The sequence below is a fragment of the Robertmurraya mangrovi genome (genome assembly GCF_034427655.1).
Classification (GTDB): Bacteria; Bacillota; Bacilli; order Bacillales; family Cytobacillaceae; genus Robertmurraya_A; species Robertmurraya_A mangrovi.
In genome coordinates, this window is record NZ_JAXOFX010000007.1 from 69,528 (window position 1) to 87,602 (window position 18,075).

At 35.4% G+C, this 18,075-nt stretch carries 14 protein-coding genes; 4 read left to right on the forward strand and 10 right to left on the reverse strand.

Annotation, left to right across the window (positions count from 1 at the left end; all coding sequences use genetic code 11):
* Positions 1–263 precede the first annotated feature (263 nt).
* Positions 264–1,064 carry an NAD kinase gene (locus SM124_RS12235; RefSeq protein ID WP_322446822.1) on the forward strand — a complete coding sequence of 267 codons (801 nt, stop codon included), beginning with the start codon at positions 264–266 and terminating at the stop codon, positions 1,062–1,064.
* A gap of 50 nt (positions 1,065–1,114) precedes the next feature.
* On the opposite strand, the gene rarD is transcribed toward SM124_RS12235, so the two are convergent.
* From rarD to SM124_RS12265, 6 genes are all read right to left on the reverse strand, one after another.
* Positions 1,115–2,047 carry an EamA family transporter RarD gene (gene rarD, locus SM124_RS12240; protein WP_322446823.1) on the reverse strand — a complete coding sequence of 311 codons (933 nt, stop codon included), beginning with the start codon at positions 2,045–2,047 and terminating at the stop codon, positions 1,115–1,117.
* A 132-nt stretch (positions 2,048–2,179) separates the two neighbouring features.
* On the reverse strand, positions 2,180–3,790 hold the full coding sequence (locus SM124_RS12245; protein ID WP_322446824.1) for an amidohydrolase: 1,611 nt from the start codon (positions 3,788–3,790) through the stop codon (positions 2,180–2,182).
* 125 nt (positions 3,791–3,915) lie between these two features.
* Entirely contained in the window at positions 3,916–5,499 is a 1,584-nt protein-coding gene (gene mbcS, locus SM124_RS12250; protein WP_322446825.1) for an acyl-CoA synthetase MbcS, read from the reverse strand.
* 295 nt (positions 5,500–5,794) lie between these two features.
* Complete coding sequence (locus SM124_RS12255; RefSeq protein WP_322446826.1) at positions 5,795–6,010, reverse strand: alpha/beta-type small acid-soluble spore protein; 216 nt, start codon at positions 6,008–6,010, stop codon at positions 5,795–5,797.
* A gap of 100 nt (positions 6,011–6,110) precedes the next feature.
* Complete coding sequence (gene thiI / locus SM124_RS12260) at positions 6,111–7,319, reverse strand: tRNA uracil 4-sulfurtransferase ThiI (RefSeq protein WP_322446827.1); 1,209 nt, start codon at positions 7,317–7,319, stop codon at positions 6,111–6,113.
* Positions 7,319–8,461, reverse strand: coding sequence for a cysteine desulfurase family protein (locus tag SM124_RS12265; RefSeq protein ID WP_322446828.1), 1,143 nt, complete (start codon positions 8,459–8,461; stop codon positions 7,319–7,321). Before SM124_RS12265 ends, thiI begins: the two co-directional genes overlap by 1 nt.
* Positions 8,462–8,757: 296 nt before the next feature.
* Between SM124_RS12265 and brnQ the strand changes: the two genes are divergently transcribed.
* Positions 8,758–10,098, forward strand: coding sequence for a branched-chain amino acid transport system II carrier protein (gene brnQ, locus SM124_RS12270; protein ID WP_322446829.1), 1,341 nt, complete (start codon positions 8,758–8,760; stop codon positions 10,096–10,098).
* Between the two features lie 48 nt (positions 10,099–10,146).
* On the opposite strand, the gene ezrA is transcribed toward brnQ, so the two are convergent.
* Complete coding sequence (gene ezrA, locus SM124_RS12275; protein ID WP_322446830.1) at positions 10,147–11,853, reverse strand: septation ring formation regulator EzrA; 1,707 nt, start codon at positions 11,851–11,853, stop codon at positions 10,147–10,149.
* A gap of 314 nt (positions 11,854–12,167) precedes the next feature.
* Here ezrA and hisJ point away from each other — a divergent pair, with 314 nt between their 5' ends.
* Positions 12,168–12,962: a histidinol-phosphatase HisJ gene (gene hisJ / locus SM124_RS12280; protein ID WP_322446831.1), complete on the forward strand. Its 795-nt coding sequence runs from the start codon at positions 12,168–12,170 to the stop codon at positions 12,960–12,962.
* A 277-nt stretch (positions 12,963–13,239) separates the two neighbouring features.
* On the opposite strand, the gene refZ is transcribed toward hisJ, so the two are convergent.
* Positions 13,240–13,872 (reverse strand): forespore capture DNA-binding protein RefZ, encoded by a 633-nt coding sequence (gene refZ, locus SM124_RS12285; RefSeq protein ID WP_322446832.1) that lies wholly within the window; start codon positions 13,870–13,872, stop codon positions 13,240–13,242.
* A 296-nt stretch (positions 13,873–14,168) separates the two neighbouring features.
* On the opposite strand from refZ, the gene msrC reads away from it, so the two are divergent.
* The gene (gene msrC / locus SM124_RS12290) at positions 14,169–14,648 is read left to right on the forward strand and encodes a free L-methionine (R)-S-oxide reductase MsrC (RefSeq protein WP_322446833.1); all 480 of its coding nucleotides are present in this window, start codon (positions 14,169–14,171) and stop codon (positions 14,646–14,648) included.
* A gap of 51 nt (positions 14,649–14,699) precedes the next feature.
* Here msrC and megL read toward each other — a convergent pair whose 3' ends face one another.
* Complete coding sequence (gene megL, locus SM124_RS12295; RefSeq protein ID WP_322446834.1) at positions 14,700–15,887, reverse strand: methionine gamma-lyase; 1,188 nt, start codon at positions 15,885–15,887, stop codon at positions 14,700–14,702.
* A 210-nt stretch (positions 15,888–16,097) separates the two neighbouring features.
* A complete protein-coding gene (locus SM124_RS12300; RefSeq protein WP_322446835.1) occupies positions 16,098–17,972 on the reverse strand; it encodes a sensor domain-containing diguanylate cyclase in 1,875 nt (624 codons plus the stop codon).
* Positions 17,973–18,075: the final 103 nt, after the last annotated feature.

Genomic DNA, 18,075 nt, shown 5'->3' on the forward strand with positions numbered 1-18,075 from the left:
TGGCTCAACTATACCACTAATACATATAAAATTGGAGTACGAAAAAGAACTATATATCCAATTAAGTTATACGTCTCTCCTTTTAAAATGTTTCAAAAAGATGTACACTATTTTCCAATAACCATTTTAACAAAAGGTGAATTTTCCATCTACAAATTTTCTTTTTAATAGTAATTTAAAAAGTTCACTAAAAAGAGCCTAGCAAAAATATGAGAAATTGGGTAAAGATATAATAGAAATCAATTAGTTTGGAGGAAATAACTGTGCCTAATCGTCGTAATCTTTATTTTTATCATAAAAAAGATAAAGACATGCTTGAAAAAATAAAACCTCTTTATGAGCTAGCAGATAATCACGGATTTAACATTGTTAAAGATTTTAAACAAGCAAACATTATAGTGAGTGTTGGAGGAGATGGAACGTTTTTACAAGCCGTAAGAAAAACTGGCTTTAGAGAAGATTGTCTTTATGCAGGCATCTCAACAACAGGAAAATTAAACGTTTATTGTGACTTCCACATTGATGACACGGATAAAATGATAGCTGCAATGACAAACGAAGAGATAGAGGTAAGACGTTATCCTACCATTGATGTGACCATCGATGACGAAATTTCTTTCCATTGTTTAAATGAGTTTAGTATACGTTCAGCTATTATTAAGACGTTTGTTCTTGATGTGTACATAGATCAATTACACTTTGAAACATTTAGAGGTGATGGAATGATTGTTTCCACGCCAACAGGTAGTACGGCTTATAATAAATCCGTGAACGGTGCTGTGGTCGATCCTACTTTGCCATCTATTCAAGTAAGTGAACTGGCTTCCTTAAATACAAATCAGTATAGAACACTTGGTTCTCCGTTTATACTTGGGGCTAATCGTGTCCTAACTTTAAAAGTCGTACAAGATGGTAACGACCACCCAACCATGGGAATGGATAACGAAGCACTTAGTATTCAACATGTTGAGAAAATTGAAGTAAAACTTAGTAATAAACAGATTAAAACGGTAAAACTAAGAGATAACTCCTTCTGGGAGAAAGTGAAACGAACTTTCTTATAATCATGAAAAAAAGAGTTCATCAGAGAATTGATGAACTCTTTTTCCTGTAGCTATACCCCTAGTCCTTTTCCTTTTTTCCACTTTGTTTCTAGATTAATAAATAGCTTTGTCTTAGAAATAGAGTAGATGGTTAGTGCCGTCCAAATACACATGAATGACAGTAAGTGAAGTTTGGTAAAGTGCTCACCGTAGAAAAAGATACCTAGCATTAATGTAAGGGTCGGTGCAATGTATTGTAAAAATCCTAACATGGATAAAGGAATTTTTTGTGCACCCTTAGCAAAATACAGAAGAGGTAAAGCTGTTGCAGCACCCGCTCCTAGTAACAGTAAATCGGTTGTAATCGAAATTGTAAAGAACGATTGTGAACCTTGGATAAACAAATAAATGATATAAATGAGTGCAAGTGGTGTGACAACCATTGTTTCTAATGTTAATCCAATCGCAGAGTCAACTTTAATTAGTTTTTTAGCGAGCCCGTATAAACCAAATGAAACCGCAAGGACAATCGCTATCCAAGGAAAACGGCCATACGAAAAGCTTATAATCAATACGCCAATGAAAGCTAGAATAAAGGAAGCATATTGTGCTGTGGACAATTTCTCCTTTAAGAAAATAACTCCCAATAAAACACTCACAAGTGGATTGATGTAATAGCCCAGACTAGCCTCTACCATCTGGTTACTATTCACTGCCCAAATATAAATAAACCAATTAATACTAATGAGAATGGAAGCTATTACTAAAGCATAGATTTGCGATTTATTTTCTTTAAATGCCTTCAAAGTAGCAACAAATGAATTCAATTTTTTAGTTACCAACAGAATAAAGAGCATGAAAATGAACGACCAAAATACTCGGTTAGCTAATATTTCATCTGCATTAACATGGTCTAGAAGTTTCCAATAAATCGGCAAGAGTCCCCACAGTAAGTAGGAAAATCCCGCATTTATAATTCCCATTCTTGTTTCGTTATTATTCATATCCCATGCCTCAATTCTTTCTAGTTTCGAAATAATTTTATTATAAAGGGTAACGAAACATTCGACCATCTTTTTTCGAAAATAGCCTAAAAAAATGAGCTGTTTAAAACAGCTCTAGATAAATTAGACTAATTATACTACACTTTTATTCTTACTAAAGACGATTTTTCCACCAATCACCGTTCTTTCAACACCAATACTGGCAATATCATGTGGGTTAACCTTAAAAATATCCTCAGTAAGAACCGTAAAATCCGCCAGATAGCCTTCCTTTAATATCCCTCTATCATGCTCGTGACAAGCAGCATATGCACTTCCTTTAGTAAATAAACATACAGCTTCATATACAGTCAGTGCTTCTTTTTCGTTATAAACCATTTTCTCTGGGTCATCAATGTTTGTACGAGTAACTGCTGCATGGATCCCTAATAATGGATTTAATGGTTCAATCGGTGCATCAGAACCACCCGCACATGGTAGATTCTCATTCAATAATGTTTTCCAAGCGTAGCAATAGCCCATATAATCTTCCCCTACACGTTCAACCACCCATGGAAAATCGGATGCCAGGAATCTTGGCTGGATATCTAGAATCAATGGCAGTCCTTTTATCCGTTCAATTAATTCTCTTCTTAAAATTTGAGCATGAATAAGACGGTCTCTTCCTTCTCCTACAAGAGGGTATTCTTCAATTGCATTTAAGACCATCTCAAATGCTAGATCACCAATTGCATGGACGGCAATGGGCATGTTCAACCTTCTTGCTTTTTTTACAATTTCATTTAGTTGTTCTTGTGTATAAATAGCTAAACCGGAAGTAGTTGGATCATCTGCATATGGGTGACTTAATAAGGCCGTTCTTCCACCAAGTGATCCATCTGCAAAAATCTTAATGGCACCAAATTCGATGAATTCATTCCCAGCTTGAAAGCTACCCCCTGCTGTTTGAAAATCATCTGAAACCTCATGATGGACTAATAGATGAGCACGGAAAGGGATATTATCCTCTTCAATCACCCTTCTAAAAGTGTTATATGTCCGTTCAAAACCACCATAGTAATTTAAATCTTCTGTATGTCCACCTGTTAAACCTAGTTTGTGTGCATCTTTAATAGCTAGACTCATAGCATTTCTTAAGTATTCCTCTGTTGCTTGAGGGATGGCTTTTAGTATTAATTCTTGTGCTTGTTCTTTAAATAAGCCATTTACTGCCCCGTTCTTATCTCTGTCAATTACCCCACCTAAAGGAGAGACAGTGTCCTCTGTAATCCCAGCTAATCTCATCGCATCTGAACTAGCTGAAATCACATGCCTACATACTCTTTTTAAAATAACAGGGCGGTTCTGTACGACTTGATCTATATCGAATCTCGTAATTGGCTCTGACACATCCCATAAATTTTCGTTCCAACCTTCTCCTATGATCCATTCACCCTCCGCTATTTTCTTAGCGTATTCTCCTACTGCTAAAAGTAGGTCAGATTTAGATGTGTAAGAAGCAAGGTCTAATTTCATTAACTTTTCACCGTGGCCAATCAAATGCATATGGCTATCAACAAAACCAGGTAGTAATGTAGCTCCTTCTAAGTCATGTTGTTCTACTATTTCATGATGATACTTTCTTTCAAGCTCATCTTTAGAACCTAAATCAACTATCTTATCTCCCTTTGTAAAAAGAGCTTCAACTTTATGTCCCTCAGCTTGTAAGGTATAAATGTGACCATTAAACCAAATTTCCCCCATGTCTTTTCTCCTCCTGTATTTGTCGATCTTTTCCCATAGTATAGCAAACAGTGGAACTTATTGTTGCAATTTAAAATCAACAATAAAGCAAGCTCACGACTTAGGAGCTTGCTCTTCTTCTTTTATTATGCTTGAGCCAATTCTTGCTCTTGTTTACGAAGCTCTACTCTTCGAATTTTTCCAGAAGTTGTTTTTGGTAGTTCTGAAATAAATTCGATTTTACGAGGATATTTATAAGGTGCTGTTAACGTTTTAACATGCTCCTGTAAGTTTTTAATTAAATCCGGGTCATTTTGGTCAACATCTTCTTTTAGCACAACAAATGCTTTTACAATATGTCCACGAATTTCATCAGGGCTACCAACAACGGCACACTCTTTTACAGCTGGATGTTTGACAAGCGCGTCTTCTACTTCAAAAGGACCGATGGTATAACCGGAACTAATGATAATATCGTCACCGCGACCTTCAAACCAAAAATACCCTTCTTCATCCTTTTTCGCTTTATCCCCAGTAACATAGTAATCACCACGGAATTGCATCGCTGTTCTTTCAGGGTCTTTGTAATAGTTTTTGAATAGGGCTGGTGTTTCAACATGTACAGCAATGTCTCCTACTTCCCCAACTTCACAAGGTACCCCATCCTCATTAATAATTTCGACTCTGTTACCGGGAATTGGTTTGCCCATTGATCCTGCTTTTAGTTCCATTCCCTTTGTAATTCCTACTAATAATGTATTTTCTGTCTGACCATATCCGTCTCGAACATCAACATTAAAGTATTTTTTGAATGTATCAATTACATTTCTATTTAAAGGCTCTCCAGCTGATACCGCACTATGAAGATCCGGTAGCTTGTATTGCTCAATTTGATCAACTTTTGCCATTAAGCGGTATTCTGTTGGCGTACAACATAAAACATTTATTTTATAATCTTGAAGAAGTTGTAAGTATTTTTCCGGCTCAAATTTTCCATGATAGACAAAACCTGTTGCTCCTGATCCTAAAACCGACAAGAAAGGACTCCAAATCCATTTTTGCCACCCTGGACCTGCAGTTGCCCAAACCATGTCTCCTTCTTCAATACAGAGCCAATTTGGAGCCGCTGCACGTAAATGAGCATATGCCCAACCGTGAGTATGAACAACCCCTTTAGGATTACCTGTTGTACCAGAAGTATAAGATAGGAAAGCCATATCATCTTGATTTGTCTCTGCTAAAGCTAGTTGGTCTGAAGCGGTTTCCATTACTTCATCAAGATGAATCCACCCTTCAGCTTCTCCACCGATAACAAATTTCAATAAATCATTACATTCTTCAACCTCTGAAAATTGAGGAGCATAAGGGTGATAGCTGACAATCCCTTTCACATCCCCATGGTTAATGCGATACTGAAGATCTTTTGCACGTAACATTTCAGAGCTAGGAATAACTACAAGTCCACTTTTTAGTGCTGCTAGATAGACCTGGTATGCCTCAATTAAACGAGGAACTATTATAAGGATAACATCTCCTTTTTGTAATCCCTTTTCTAAGAAAACGTTTCCAATTTTATTGGCATTTGCCATTAACTCTTGATAACTTACCTCTTGGGTATCTCCCTCTTCATTCTCCCACTTCAATGCCATTCGATTAGGGTCTTGCGCAAATCGTTCTACCTCAGAAACTAAGTTGTACTTTTCCGGTGCCAGTAAATCCTCTCGCTTCATTAAATAATCCCCCTAAACATTATTGTGATGTTTGAAAATTCTATGTATTATCCCCAATGATTATTATACTAAATTATTTAAAAATTTGAAATTATTTATTTTTTAAAAAATATGATTTAGTACATTTGGTATATGAGGAAAAGTTATGTTTAGGGGCTTTTTTTAATGATTTAGAAATTGTTACAATTTTTCAACATGTCTATTTATCAAAAACAAGTATTTATTGTTTTAAGTAAATTGAAAGGAGCGGGCACGAAACCCGCTCCTTGTAGCCATTTTATTTATTTGTTAAGTGTTATTGTTGAGAGAAACCGCCACCTAATTGTTGTTCAGCCATCTGAACTAAACGCTTAGTGATTTCTCCTCCAACTGAACCGTTTGCACGAGAAGTTGTGTCAGCACCAAGGTTAACACCAAACTCACTAGCGATCTCATATTTCATTTGATCAAGAGCTTGTTGTACACCAGGAACTAAAAGGTTGTTTGAGTTGTTGCTTCTGCTGCTTGGCATGTGATATCACCTCCTTGTGAGTATATATTGTGTCATATCACATGCCTTCATTCAGATTTGCTATTGGTAATTGTTCACAAATTTTAAATAGGGTATTTGTCTAAAACAAATCCGCAAATTCATCTTGTTCTTTTTTATCTGGACGTATTTGTATCGTTTCTGTGTTTCGAACGGCTTCTTCTACTAATTCATCAAAATCAACAAAGCTCTCGTAAAACTCCACTTTTTCCTTCTTTGGTTTCGTTTTTGGAGCAGCTGGAACGAAAACCGTACAGCAGTCTTCGTAAGGTAAAATAGAGATATCGTGAGTATCAATTTGTTTTGAAATATCAATAATTTCTGTTTTATCCATTGTGATGCATGGACGAAGCACAGGTGTACTAGTAACAGCATTAATCGCAAACATACTCTCTAATGTTTGACTGGCTACTTGACCTAAACTCTCCCCTGTTATTATCGCTAGACCCTCATGTTTTTGACGAAGAGCATCGGTAATTTTCAACATAAACCTTCTAGTGGTTGTCATCGTATAATTTTCAGGTACCTGTTTTTGAATTAATTGTTGAATCTTAGTAAAAGGAACAACATGTAGGGTAAAATATCCCCCATTATAATGAGCTAGTTTTTTGGCAAGCTCTACTACTTTTTCTTTTGAACGTTCACTTGTGAATGGAGGACTGAAAAAATGAACCGCCTCCACCTCTAAACCACGCTTCATTGATAAATAACCGGCAACTGGGCTGTCGATTCCACCAGAAAGCATTAACATAGCCTTACCGCTAGAACCAACTGGCAAGCCCCCTGTACCTGAAATGTTCTCACACGATAAGTAGGTTGCTTCTTCTCTAACTTCCACTTGTAAGTTTATGTCTGGGTTTTTCACATTTACTTTTAAATTGGGTATATTCTTCAATAAATGAGATCCAAATGCATGGTTTAACTCATTCGTATCTAAAGGGAAAGATTTATCCGATCTTCTTGCCGTAATTTTAAAAGTCTCTCCTTCATTGTGTACTTTAGTAAACAATGCTAAGGCTGCTTCTTTCATTTCATCTAAATCTTTGCTTGTTTTTACCGCGGGGCTAAAAGATTGAATGCCAAAAATCCCTTTCAGCCTTTCAATAATACTTTCTCCGTTTTCACCGTTTAAAACAACGTACATTCGATCTCTAGTTGCCTCAACAAAGGCATTTGGAAAATCGACTAATGAGCGTCTTATGCTTCTTCTTAACTTTTCAACAAATTTGCTTCTGTTTCTACCTTTTGTTGATATTTCACCATAACGGATTAGAATGCGATCATAATTCATTATTTTAGTACCTCACTTAATTTTTGGACTGCCATTTTTAAAGCATTTACAACTTTAGTTGCTTCTTCTAACGTATTTTCGAAGGATAAGCTGATCCTAATCGATCCCTCAGCTAAATCTTTTGGAACATTCATAGCCAATAAAGTGTGGCTTACAGCTTGTTTCTTTGAAGAGCAAGCACTTGTTGTCGAAACATATACTCCAAACTCCTCTAAGGCATGGACAAAAACTTCTCCTCTTACACCCCTAATAGAAAAATTGATGATATGAGGAGCTGAATGCTCCTCAGGTGTGTTCAAGACAATTTGCTCTATGCTATTTAATTCCTTTATTAAAAAGTTCTTTATCGTGGCCATGTCGCTTAATTTATTTTCACTTTGCTCCATAGTCATTCTTAATGCCTTCGCTAATGCCACCATACCGGCCACATTTTCCGTTCCACTTCTCTGTTTCCATTCTTGATTCCCACCACTGAATAAAGGAGAAATGGTAACACCTTCTCTAATATAAAGAACCCCTGTTCCTTTTACACCATGAAATTTATGACCTGATATAGAGCAAAAATCTAATCTACATTGAAAAAAATCTAATGGAACTTTACCGATTCCTTGTACATGATCCACATGAAAAAGAATTTTGGGATATTCTTTTAATAATTTTCCAATCTCTTCAATCGGTTGAATCGTTCCAATTTCATTATTTACATGAATAATGGAAACTAATATCGTGTCATGACAGATCGCATTTTCAAGGTCCAATAGACTAATTCTACCAGACTGATCTACAGGTAAATATGTGATTCTAAAACCAAGGTCACTCAATTGATTCATCGTTTCTTTTACAGAGGCATGCTCAACTGAAGTTGTGATAATATGTCGACCTCGATTTCTATACATTAATGCCGTACCTTTAATGGCTAGATTATTGCTCTCCGTACCACCAGAAGTAAAGTAGACCTCACCTGCTCTGACCTTCAGAAGCTGTGCCACTTGATGCCTAGCTTGACTTAACAGCTTCTCAGCCTGCCCACCAATTCCGTGCAAGGATGAAGGATTACCAAAGTAATCAGTAGATACTTTGACAAAAGAATCAATCACTTCTTTATATGGTTTTGTTGTAGCACTGTTATCAAAATAGATCACTGATTACGCCTCCAAGAAAATTTATAATAGTAAGAACACCTTTTTCAGGTGCAAATCTTATATATTAGTCAAGGCATTGCCAACTAAATATTTTAACATAAGTAACCTTTAAACACCTACAACCACCATCTTAAAATAAGTGTACTTTAACCATTTTAAGAAATGATAAAAAAGTTCATTATAAAACTATTTTAAAATATTAAATATTTAGACTTTTTATATTTTCGACAATTTTTTCATTTCCTATGTTAATATGTTAAATGTTCTAAACATTTAGATTCATCTGGGGGATGTATATGGAAAAAGGTCATTTATCTAACAAGGAGATTTTTACGATTGGCTTAATGCTCTTTGCCTTATTTTTAGGAGCAGGGAATATGATTTTTCCTCCTTTTCTTGGTCAAGAAGCTGGAACCAATGTGTGGATTGCTATTTTAGGGTTTCTCGTTACAGGTGTAGGTTTACCGTTACTAGGAGTTATTGCAATTGCTAAATCTGGGGATTTGCAAACTTTAGCAAGTAGAGTTCATCCTATTTATGGAGTAATTTTTACAGTTATTATGTATTTAGCAATTGGACCTCTATTCGGAATCCCAAGAACAGGAACGGTTTCTTTTGAAATTAGTGTTTCTCCGTTCCTTCCTGAAAGCGTTTCCAGTTCAAATCTTCCTTTATTTATATATACGATTGTATTTTTCGGCTTAACCGCTTGGTTGTCTATGAATCCTACTAAGCTAGTTGACCGTATTGGTAAAGTATTAACACCGGCACTACTAATTATCTTAACTATACTTGTAGTGAAAAGTTTAGTTACACCGATGGGCACGCCTAGCGAGGCAAAAGGACCTTATGTAGATGGCCCGTTTTTTAAGGGCTTTATTGAGGGATACCTCACTCTTGATACCATTGCAGCATTAGTATTTGGAATTGTAGTTATTAACGCGTTAAAAGATAGAGGAGTCACAAGTAAGGCAATCATGACAAAAGCATGCGTATATGCAGGAATGATTGCTGCAACAGGATTAGCATTAGTTTACCTATCTTTAGCTTATATTGGATCAACTGCTCCAAGTGCTATTGGCGTAAAGGAAAATGGCGGGGCTATTCTAGCTGGTGCTTCTAGTTTTCTATTTGGTTCATCTGGAGCCATCATTCTAGGTCTTGCAATCACTTTTGCTTGTATAACGACTTCGGTAGGATTGGTTTCTTCATGTGCACAATATTTTTCTAAGCTATTTAAGAATGTTTCCTATAAAACATTTGTTATTGTCTTATCGGTTTTTAGTATGGTTATAGCAAACTTTGGATTAACCCAATTAATTGCTTTTTCATTACCAATCCTAATTATTATTTATCCATTAGCGATTGTATTAATTTCCTTATCATTTTTCCACAACAAGTTTAACGGATATTCCTTCGTCTATATCGGTGCATTAGTTCCGACAGGGCTTCTGAGCTTAGTAGATGGCTTAAAAATAGCTGGACTAAATGTTAATTCCTTGGTCGAGTTCTTGAGCTTTCTCCCTTTATTCTCACAAGGAATTGGATGGATTGTCCCTGCGATCGTTGGTGCTATATTAGGTTATATCCTTGCAAACCTGGTTGGAGAGTCTAAGAAAAAAGTAACTACTAATTAATTTTATAAGAAAAAGGTTCGCATTGGATGCGAACCTTTTTACTTTGTATTATTGTTTGACTAATTCTTCACTATCAACTAGTAACGATTCAATTTTCTTTAAAGCTCCAGGCTCTATCGCCTCTATAGAAGCCGCTGCCTGTTCAAGCGCTTCACTATATTGGTAGTTTCTAAAAGCTAGTTCTGCCTCTTTTAAAGCTACTTCCACAGAAGAATATCGACTTCTATAACGATTACCGTACTGGATTACTTTTTCAGCCAAACTTACTGTCTCAATCAAATCATTGGTTGTTTCATATACTTTTTCCACTGTTAGTACTGCTACCTCTAAATATTTTTGAACGGATGGTACGTCAAGAGGTTTCTCTTCTAACTTTGTTTGAACGTCTTGTACACTTGATTTGGCATCTTCAAGCAGGTACTTATAGTCCTGAGAAAGTCCAGGTATATTACTCTTTGTTACTAATCGGATAGACTCTGCTATCTTTCTAGATAACTCTTTCACTTTTTCCCTAGCAGCTAATTCATCTTTTCTCAGCGTTTGAAGTTTTTCAGAGAAGCCTTTTTGCTCTTCTTGAATAGCTTCAAGTTGACTCTTAATAGCATTTAGTTCTTCGCTTAAAATCGTCTGTGCCATTTTTTCGCTTCTAACTTTATGTTCTAAGAGCTCAAAACGTTTAAAGAGTTGAGTTATCTTTTTCTCTAGTTGGTTTTGGCTTTCTTGTTCTTTTTCCGTTAAGTGGTAGCTTTGCTTCACATGTTGGATTTCAAATTTGAGTACATTATTCGCCTCCATGGCAGTATGAATCTCATCCTTGATTTTCATTTCATTTTCACTAACAAAATGTTTAGCTAGTACCTCTTTTTCTAATAAATCATACAATAAATCAATACTCTCTCTTATCTGTTCAATCCCTTTTTCTGCTTCCGCTAATTCTGTTTTTTCAATCAAACTTAAGTAGGTACTTAACTCTCCTTCGATACGTTCCACTTCTTTTTCAAAATGGATATGTTCTAGGCTATAGTTTTGGCCAAGCATTTCACGATATCCTTCTTTAACCTCATCCACTTGAGAGGGGATTGTCGATTGGCATTCAACAAGTAAATTAGGGATTGCTTCCATTTTATAAGCAATTTCAGAAAGCTTTGATTGAATGAATAATACGACCTCGCGAGCACTTAGATAATCACCATTTTTCGTTTGTTCTTCGAATTGTAAGAATAATTGAGAGACTTCTTCTAACTGCTCTTCTAAACGATTCTCGGCATGACCAAATGTATGGCGGTGTGCCAATAATGTTTTTCTATGTTCACGATACATTTCTTTAAGTTCTTCTATTTCTGTTCTATTCTTTTCTTCACTACCTACAAGCTCATTTATCTCTGCTAAAAGTTTTTTAATACTGTTTTCCGTATCAGTTAAATGTTTGTCAATCTTTGTTTGTACTTCTTTTGCTTTCTTGAAGCGATATTTATCAATGTATTCCTCAGCATCAAATAAATACTCTTCTACATCAGGGAGTTGTTTGTCTACGATCTCATCCCATTCGTTACGCCATTTTTCGAACAACTCTTCTGTTTGACCTGTCATGTTTAGTTGCTTGACTTTAGACATTTCGTCTAAAATCGGACGATCCATAATTTCAATTTTCCAAGCCTCTAAACGGTCAATTTCTTTATAGTACCTTTTCTTCATTAAGTAACCAATTATGTATAGGCATAGTAGTAAAACTAAGCCACCTATTATGTATTTCATTATTAGCCCCCTGTTCTAAAACGATCGAAGCAATCATCTATGTAAAAAACGAATATATAAATGTTCAATTCAATGTTTTTATGATACCATGTAAACGACATTTTTTGACTAGTATTTTCAAATTTTTTGTTCTAAATAATGTAATTTTTATCAATATAATTGATATATTGCTATATTTCATTATTTTCCATATATTAGTTTAGTAATTTTATCACTATTTGTCCTAGTTTGAAAAACTTTTTGGCAGTAAAACTGGGATATATTAATAAAATGGTAACAATGATTTTACTCACAGTAGAAAAGGATGTCAGACGATGCTAATTAACGGTCACATACATACTCCATTTTGTCCACATGGTACGAAAGATGAACTGCATCAATATGTTGAAAAAGCAATTACACTTGGCTTTGATCAAATCACTTTTACTGAACATGCCCCTTTACCAAAAGGCTTTATTGACACAACCCCAACTCGAGATAGCTCTATGTCTCTTAATGAACTCGGATTATATTTTGAAGAAGTAAATCGTGTTAAGAAAATATATCAAAAACATATTAGTGTCTTAGTAGGACTCGAAGTTGATTATATAGAGGGATTTGAAAAAGAAATCACTTCTTTTCTTAATCAGTTTGGCAATAAGCTTGATGATTCGATTTTGTCCGTTCATTTTTTAAAACGAAATGGTCAATACGAATGCTTAGATTACAGTCCCCAACTGTTTGAAGAAATGATTCATAAGTATGGGTCGGTAGAAGCTATATACGGAAACTATTACAGAACATTATTAATGTCCATTCGCTCAGACCTTGGTGTATACAAGCCAAAGCGTATCGGTCATATGACTTTAATTAGAAAATTCCACAAGAAATTTCCCACGATTCATAAGTATGAAGCAGAAATTTTAGAGATTTTGACTACAATTAAAAATAAGGGCTACGAGCTAGACTACAACGGAGCTGGAACAGCCAAGCCTCTATGTAAGGAGCCATACCCTCCAGAGTGGATTGCATTAAAAGCAATAGAGCTCGGAATCCCACTTATATACGGTTCAGACGCTCACCAAGTAAAAGAGCTAATGCAAGGGTTTGATGAACTGATTAAAATATGAACATAAGAAAAGCGCAAGCGCCCCGTTTAGCGACGTATGGACTGGAGCGCCTCGACTGAGATAAAGGAAACACGAAGAGCGTAAGCGATTCGATGTTGACTTATCGTAGGGAGAGGAGCGAAGTCCACTAGTCGCTGGGCGCTCCTCGGAAAGAAAACCACTTTCCTTCGTGCGAGGTACCGCTTTCGTAGCCTACTCTTCTGGAGCTAGACAGTAGTCTAACTTCAGAAAACATATAATTTCTTACCTAGTAAAAAAACGGCCAAAGGCCGTTTTTTTACACTAATAGTGCATCTCTATTCTGAAAATGCATGTTACAAACTACTCCGTCAATCCAATTGTATATTTCCTCTAAATATTTTCTTTCAAAATAAGGTTCGTGCGGAAAGACATGTAGAACCTCTGTTACATAATAAGAGTTTAAAAAAGGCATGCTTAGTAAGCTTTTTAGCTGAATAATCATATAGTTTACTGATAATGGGCGATATTCTTTAGTTTGTATCCCTTCTTCAAATACACGTTTAAAATAGTATCTCTCTTTCACAAAATAAGTTGACATTATTTCCCTTACAACCTGGGAATCAATCGACATTTCTCGAAGTATGAACCGAGTTAAATGTATATTTTGGCAATGGAAATGGATAATGTTTTTAGTTATCTCTTTTAAGCACTCAGTTGGCCCTTTATTTAAGCTATTGAACCCTCTTTCAATTTCATGTAAATAAGATTCAAAAAAAGTCGTATAGCAGTATTCGAGAAGACCATGCTTATTTTGAAAATAGTAGGCTATATTAGCTACATTGACATTTGCTTTGTTGGCAATATCTCTTATGGACGTTCCATTGAAACCCTTAATATTAAATAACACTATCGCAGAGTCGACAATGGCATCTTTCGAATTTTTCCTCATGGACCTGCCTCCTTTTCGACTTTTTAATTTCTCCAGCTACTTTGAAATGAAAACAACATTCAATGCTTTATGTGAATCATTTGATACTTCTAGCCATAAGTAAATACATATTCTTATGAGCGTAAAAATCGACTTTTAATAAGTTAACCTTTACAATTATCCTTGAAATTTTCTCTATTTATAACATTCTTTTTATTTCTAACAACTCCTTTATAAAAATCTCGACAAAGTCTCCTCTTTTTCCTTTCTTTTTGATAGAATGTAATATAAAATTTAGAAGAAATAGGTGAAAATAGATGTTTAAAGTCGAATCCTATGGTAAAACACGTGAAGAAAATTATGACTTTTTGGTTAAACAATTAAACGCCCTATTAGAAGGTGAACAAAACAAAGTAGCAAACTTAAGTAACGCATCAGCTTTACTTAACCAATTTTTCGACCGAGTTAATTGGGTAGGTTTCTACTTAATGGAAGATGGAGAACTAGTATTAGGCCCTTTCCAAGGACTACCTGCGTGCGTACGAATTCCACTAGGAAAAGGAGTTTGTGGAACAAGTGCTAAAGAATTGAGAACTGTTAGAGTGGAAGACGTTCATCTTTTCCCAGGACATATTGCTTGTGATGCAGCTTCCCAATCAGAAATTGTAGTACCAATGATGAAAGACGGAGAATTAATTGGAGTATTAGACATAGATTCACCTGAAAAGAACCGCTTTGATGAATTAGACCAAGTAAAATTGGAGGAATTTGTTCAAGCGTTGGTTAAGTTTTTATAAAAAACTTTAAAGCAGATAGTTACGTACCTATCTGCTTTTCCTACATTTTTATTATAGCTTATCTAAAGCTTGCTCTATATCATCGCGAATATCTTCCCACGATTCCAATCCAACCGATAATCTAATTAATGTGTCACTAATCCCCATCTTTTCTCTTTCTTCTTTAGGAATAACAGAGTGCGTCATCGTCGCAGGGTGCTGGATCAATGTTTCCGCATCTCCAAGACTTACAGCGATTTTTATAAGTTGCAAATGATCCATAAATCGTTGAGCATCTTCTTTTGTTCCTTTAATGGCAAAAGAGATTAACCCACCTGGTTTTCGCATTTGTTTTTTCATAATTTCATAATCTTTATTTTTTTCATCACCAGGGTAAATAACACTTTCAACTTTTGTATGATTTCCTAAGAAGGTTGCTAATTTCTCAGCATTGTCGCAATGACGGTCCATTCTAACAGCCAGTGTTTTCAGACCTCTTAACAGTAACCAAGCGTCAAAAGGAGAAATGATCCCTCCAATATCTTTTTGAGTTGTCATGGCTACTTCACTAATAAATTCCTTCGAACCAACAGCAATTCCCGCGATTACATCACCATGACCCCCAATATACTTAGTAGCACTATGAATAACTACGTCACAGCCTAAAGCAATAGGGTTTTGCAGATAAGGTGAGCAGAAAGTGTTATCAACTACAACAGGAATTCCCTTTGATTTGGCGACACGGCTAATCATTTCTAAATCTACTAGTTTCATAGTTGGGTTAATAGGAGTCTCCACATATATACAGGCTGTCTCTGGTTGAATGGCTTGTAAAAGATCTTCTTCTGTTTCCATTGTTGAAAAGGCATGGTTTATATTGTATTTCTTCTTCATTAATTGAAGTAATCCAAATGTACATCCATATACACCCTGAGAACATAAAATATGGTCTCCTGTTTTAGTTAGAGCTAACAATATAGCAGATACTGCAGCCATACCTGAACCAAAAGCAAGAGCAGCTTCTCCTTTTTCCAAGGCAGCCATTCGCTCCTCTAACATGGTGACAGTCGGATTTCCTAATCTTGAATAAATATAGCCCTCTTCTTCACCTGCAAATCTTCTTTCTCCTTGTTTTGCATTTTCAAAGGTAAAAGTTGATGTTTGAAAAAGGGGAGGATTAAGACTCCCTTGAAATTGTTTGGAATCATACCCTGTATGAATCATTTCTGTTTCGAATTGATAATTTCTTTTTTCTTCCATAATAGATCCTCCTGACCTTCACTGTAAACGCTTTCATTTTGGAATATTGAAATTACTCTCTATTTACAGGATATGATAATTCCTTTTAAATGGAAAGAAATTTGTACCAGAAATAAGGGAATTAAGACAAAAACTTTTCTCCTACCTTTAATAAAAAAACTCAATCAAGTTTTATCAAGATTGAGTTTTTCCATTTTAAATGTTTATGAGCTATACACTAATATCTTCTTGGACCACCACTTTATTTTTACCTGTTTCCTTTGCTACATAAAGTGCTTTGTCCGCCCTTTTGAATAAGCCAGTAAATGTATCGTTTATCTCCTTATTCCAATAGGAAACTCCACAAGATATCGTCACTTTAGGACGAGAGCTATTTGCCACTCTTTCTACCAAACGTTCTGCAATTGCCACTCCGGTTTCCTCAGATACCCTCGGTAAGTAGATAGCCAACTCTTCTCCACCCCAGCGTGCGCCAATATCTGAATCTCTAATATTACTATTTATAATATCTGCTACCTGTACTAAAACATCATCACCTATTTGATGACCATATGTGTCATTTACGGATTTAAAGTTATCAATATCAATTAAGATAAAGGTTCCTCTCTGATCTTCCTCCATCGATTGATGAATTTTATCATCCAGGTAATTACGTGAATATAGTTTGGTTAGATGATCCGTGATAACCATTTTTTCAAGTTCTTCTCTAAGCATTGAGTTAGTAAATGCCAAAGTTGAATGATGAATGAGTGATTGCAACAGCTTAAAAGTTTCAAATGAAAAATGATATGGTTGATGGTGCATAACTACGGCGAAACCTTTTATAATTCCTGTTTGGACCATAGGTACGGCCATTACAGATTTATATACATTTTCGCAAGAGATTTCCTTTATCGTAAGATCACCTATAAATAAGGAATCCTTTTCAGTTTTAATCTTTTCTCTAATATAGTTCATATATGGAACTACATCATCGGAATATAGAAATGAGGTGCTCCCTTTTAACACCTTAGATTTCTCAAAATCAGGGCTAACCAATATAAATCCAACTTCTTCGGCATCAAATGAATGGATAATTTGTTCTGTCATGTAGTTCATTGTTTCCGTCAGACGTAGGTTTGAGTTAAGGCGGTGTGAAGTCTCATTAATTAACTGTAAATCAGACACTAATCTCTTTGATTGCTGATACAGTTGGGCATTTTCTAACGCTGATCCGGCTGTATTGGCAAGTAACGTAATAAATTCTACTTCATTATTCGGAAACGAAAGTGTGTTTGGAGCAATTACCTGTAACACTCCGTAAACTCCTTGTTTCCCTTTAAGCGGTGCATATAGAATAGATTTTCTTTCTAAAACCGAATCCTCAAATTGAGCAGTACCTGTTACATATGCCTGCATAGCAGCGATATTTTCACTATCATACTCTAAGTCTTTAATAGGTAAATCACTATGACTGTTATTATCATGAGACAACATTAAGTAATACGTAAATGTTGGATAAACTTCCTGTAATGTAAAAATAATTTCACCTAGTACAGCATCCATATCCATTGAAGAATGGAATTTTTCTGTTACACGAAATAATTGCTTATAGCGTTTTTCTTCTACAACTACGTTAGTAAACACTCGTGCCTTATGAAGGAATGTTGTACACTCTTTGCTTAAAGCAAGTAGAAATTCATCAGAGTAGAAATGTTCGCACGTTCCTCTGAATGCCAAGTAACCAAGAGTAGCTTCTCCTCTTTTCAAGGCAATTAAAAGGTCATAATTATTAAAATCAGGGAATGGAATTTTATCCCTAATATGCAATCGATTGGAAAAATAATCATCCAGCTCAAGGGAGGAGATAAATGGCTGATTTAAACTACTGTCCAATAAATGACTCGTGGAAGCTTCCATGTACAATTCCTGCTTCCAAACATTACAGCTATAAAGGACAACCTCTTCGGTCCCAATCACATTTCGGATGGCCAATAACATCTGATTTATTAAATAATCATAATTCAATAGACCATCTTCTATATCAATTAAATCTAGAAAACGGCTTTTTAAATTCAGTATTGTTTGTTTATTCAACAATTCCATCCCTATCATCACCCTATTACCCCAAAGTTTTACCCATTTAGAGCCTCAATTTCAAGCATCACTAAAAAATCCTTATAGATTATTTCGACTGGATTATAAAATT

What these genes read in the sequence shown, in the direction of transcription:
- rarD (WP_322446823.1), bottom strand. Translation starts at nt 2,047, where the DNA reads ATGAATAATAACGAAACAAGAATGGGAATTATAAATGCGGGATTTTCC.
- SM124_RS12245 (WP_322446824.1), bottom strand. Translation starts at nt 3,790, where the DNA reads ATGGGGGAAATTTGGTTTAATGGTCACATTTATACCTTACAAGCTGAG.
- mbcS (WP_322446825.1), bottom strand. Translation starts at nt 5,499, where the DNA reads ATGAAGCGAGAGGATTTACTGGCACCGGAAAAGTACAACTTAGTTTCT.
- SM124_RS12255 (WP_322446826.1), bottom strand. Translation starts at nt 6,010, where the DNA reads ATGCCAAGCAGCAGAAGCAACAACTCAAACAACCTTTTAGTTCCTGGT.
- thiI (WP_322446827.1), bottom strand. Translation starts at nt 7,319, where the DNA reads ATGAATTATGATCGCATTCTAATCCGTTATGGTGAAATATCAACAAAA.
- brnQ (WP_322446829.1), top strand. Translation starts at nt 8,758, where the DNA reads ATGGAAAAAGGTCATTTATCTAACAAGGAGATTTTTACGATTGGCTTA.
- ezrA (WP_322446830.1), bottom strand. Translation starts at nt 11,853, where the DNA reads ATGAAATACATAATAGGTGGCTTAGTTTTACTACTATGCCTATACATA.
- hisJ (WP_322446831.1), top strand. Translation starts at nt 12,168, where the DNA reads ATGCTAATTAACGGTCACATACATACTCCATTTTGTCCACATGGTACG.
- refZ (WP_322446832.1), bottom strand. Translation starts at nt 13,872, where the DNA reads ATGAGGAAAAATTCGAAAGATGCCATTGTCGACTCTGCGATAGTGTTA.
- msrC (WP_322446833.1), top strand. Translation starts at nt 14,169, where the DNA reads ATGTTTAAAGTCGAATCCTATGGTAAAACACGTGAAGAAAATTATGAC.
- megL (WP_322446834.1), bottom strand. Translation starts at nt 15,887, where the DNA reads ATGGAAGAAAAAAGAAATTATCAATTCGAAACAGAAATGATTCATACA.
- SM124_RS12300 (WP_322446835.1), bottom strand. Translation starts at nt 17,972, where the DNA reads ATGGAATTGTTGAATAAACAAACAATACTGAATTTAAAAAGCCGTTTT.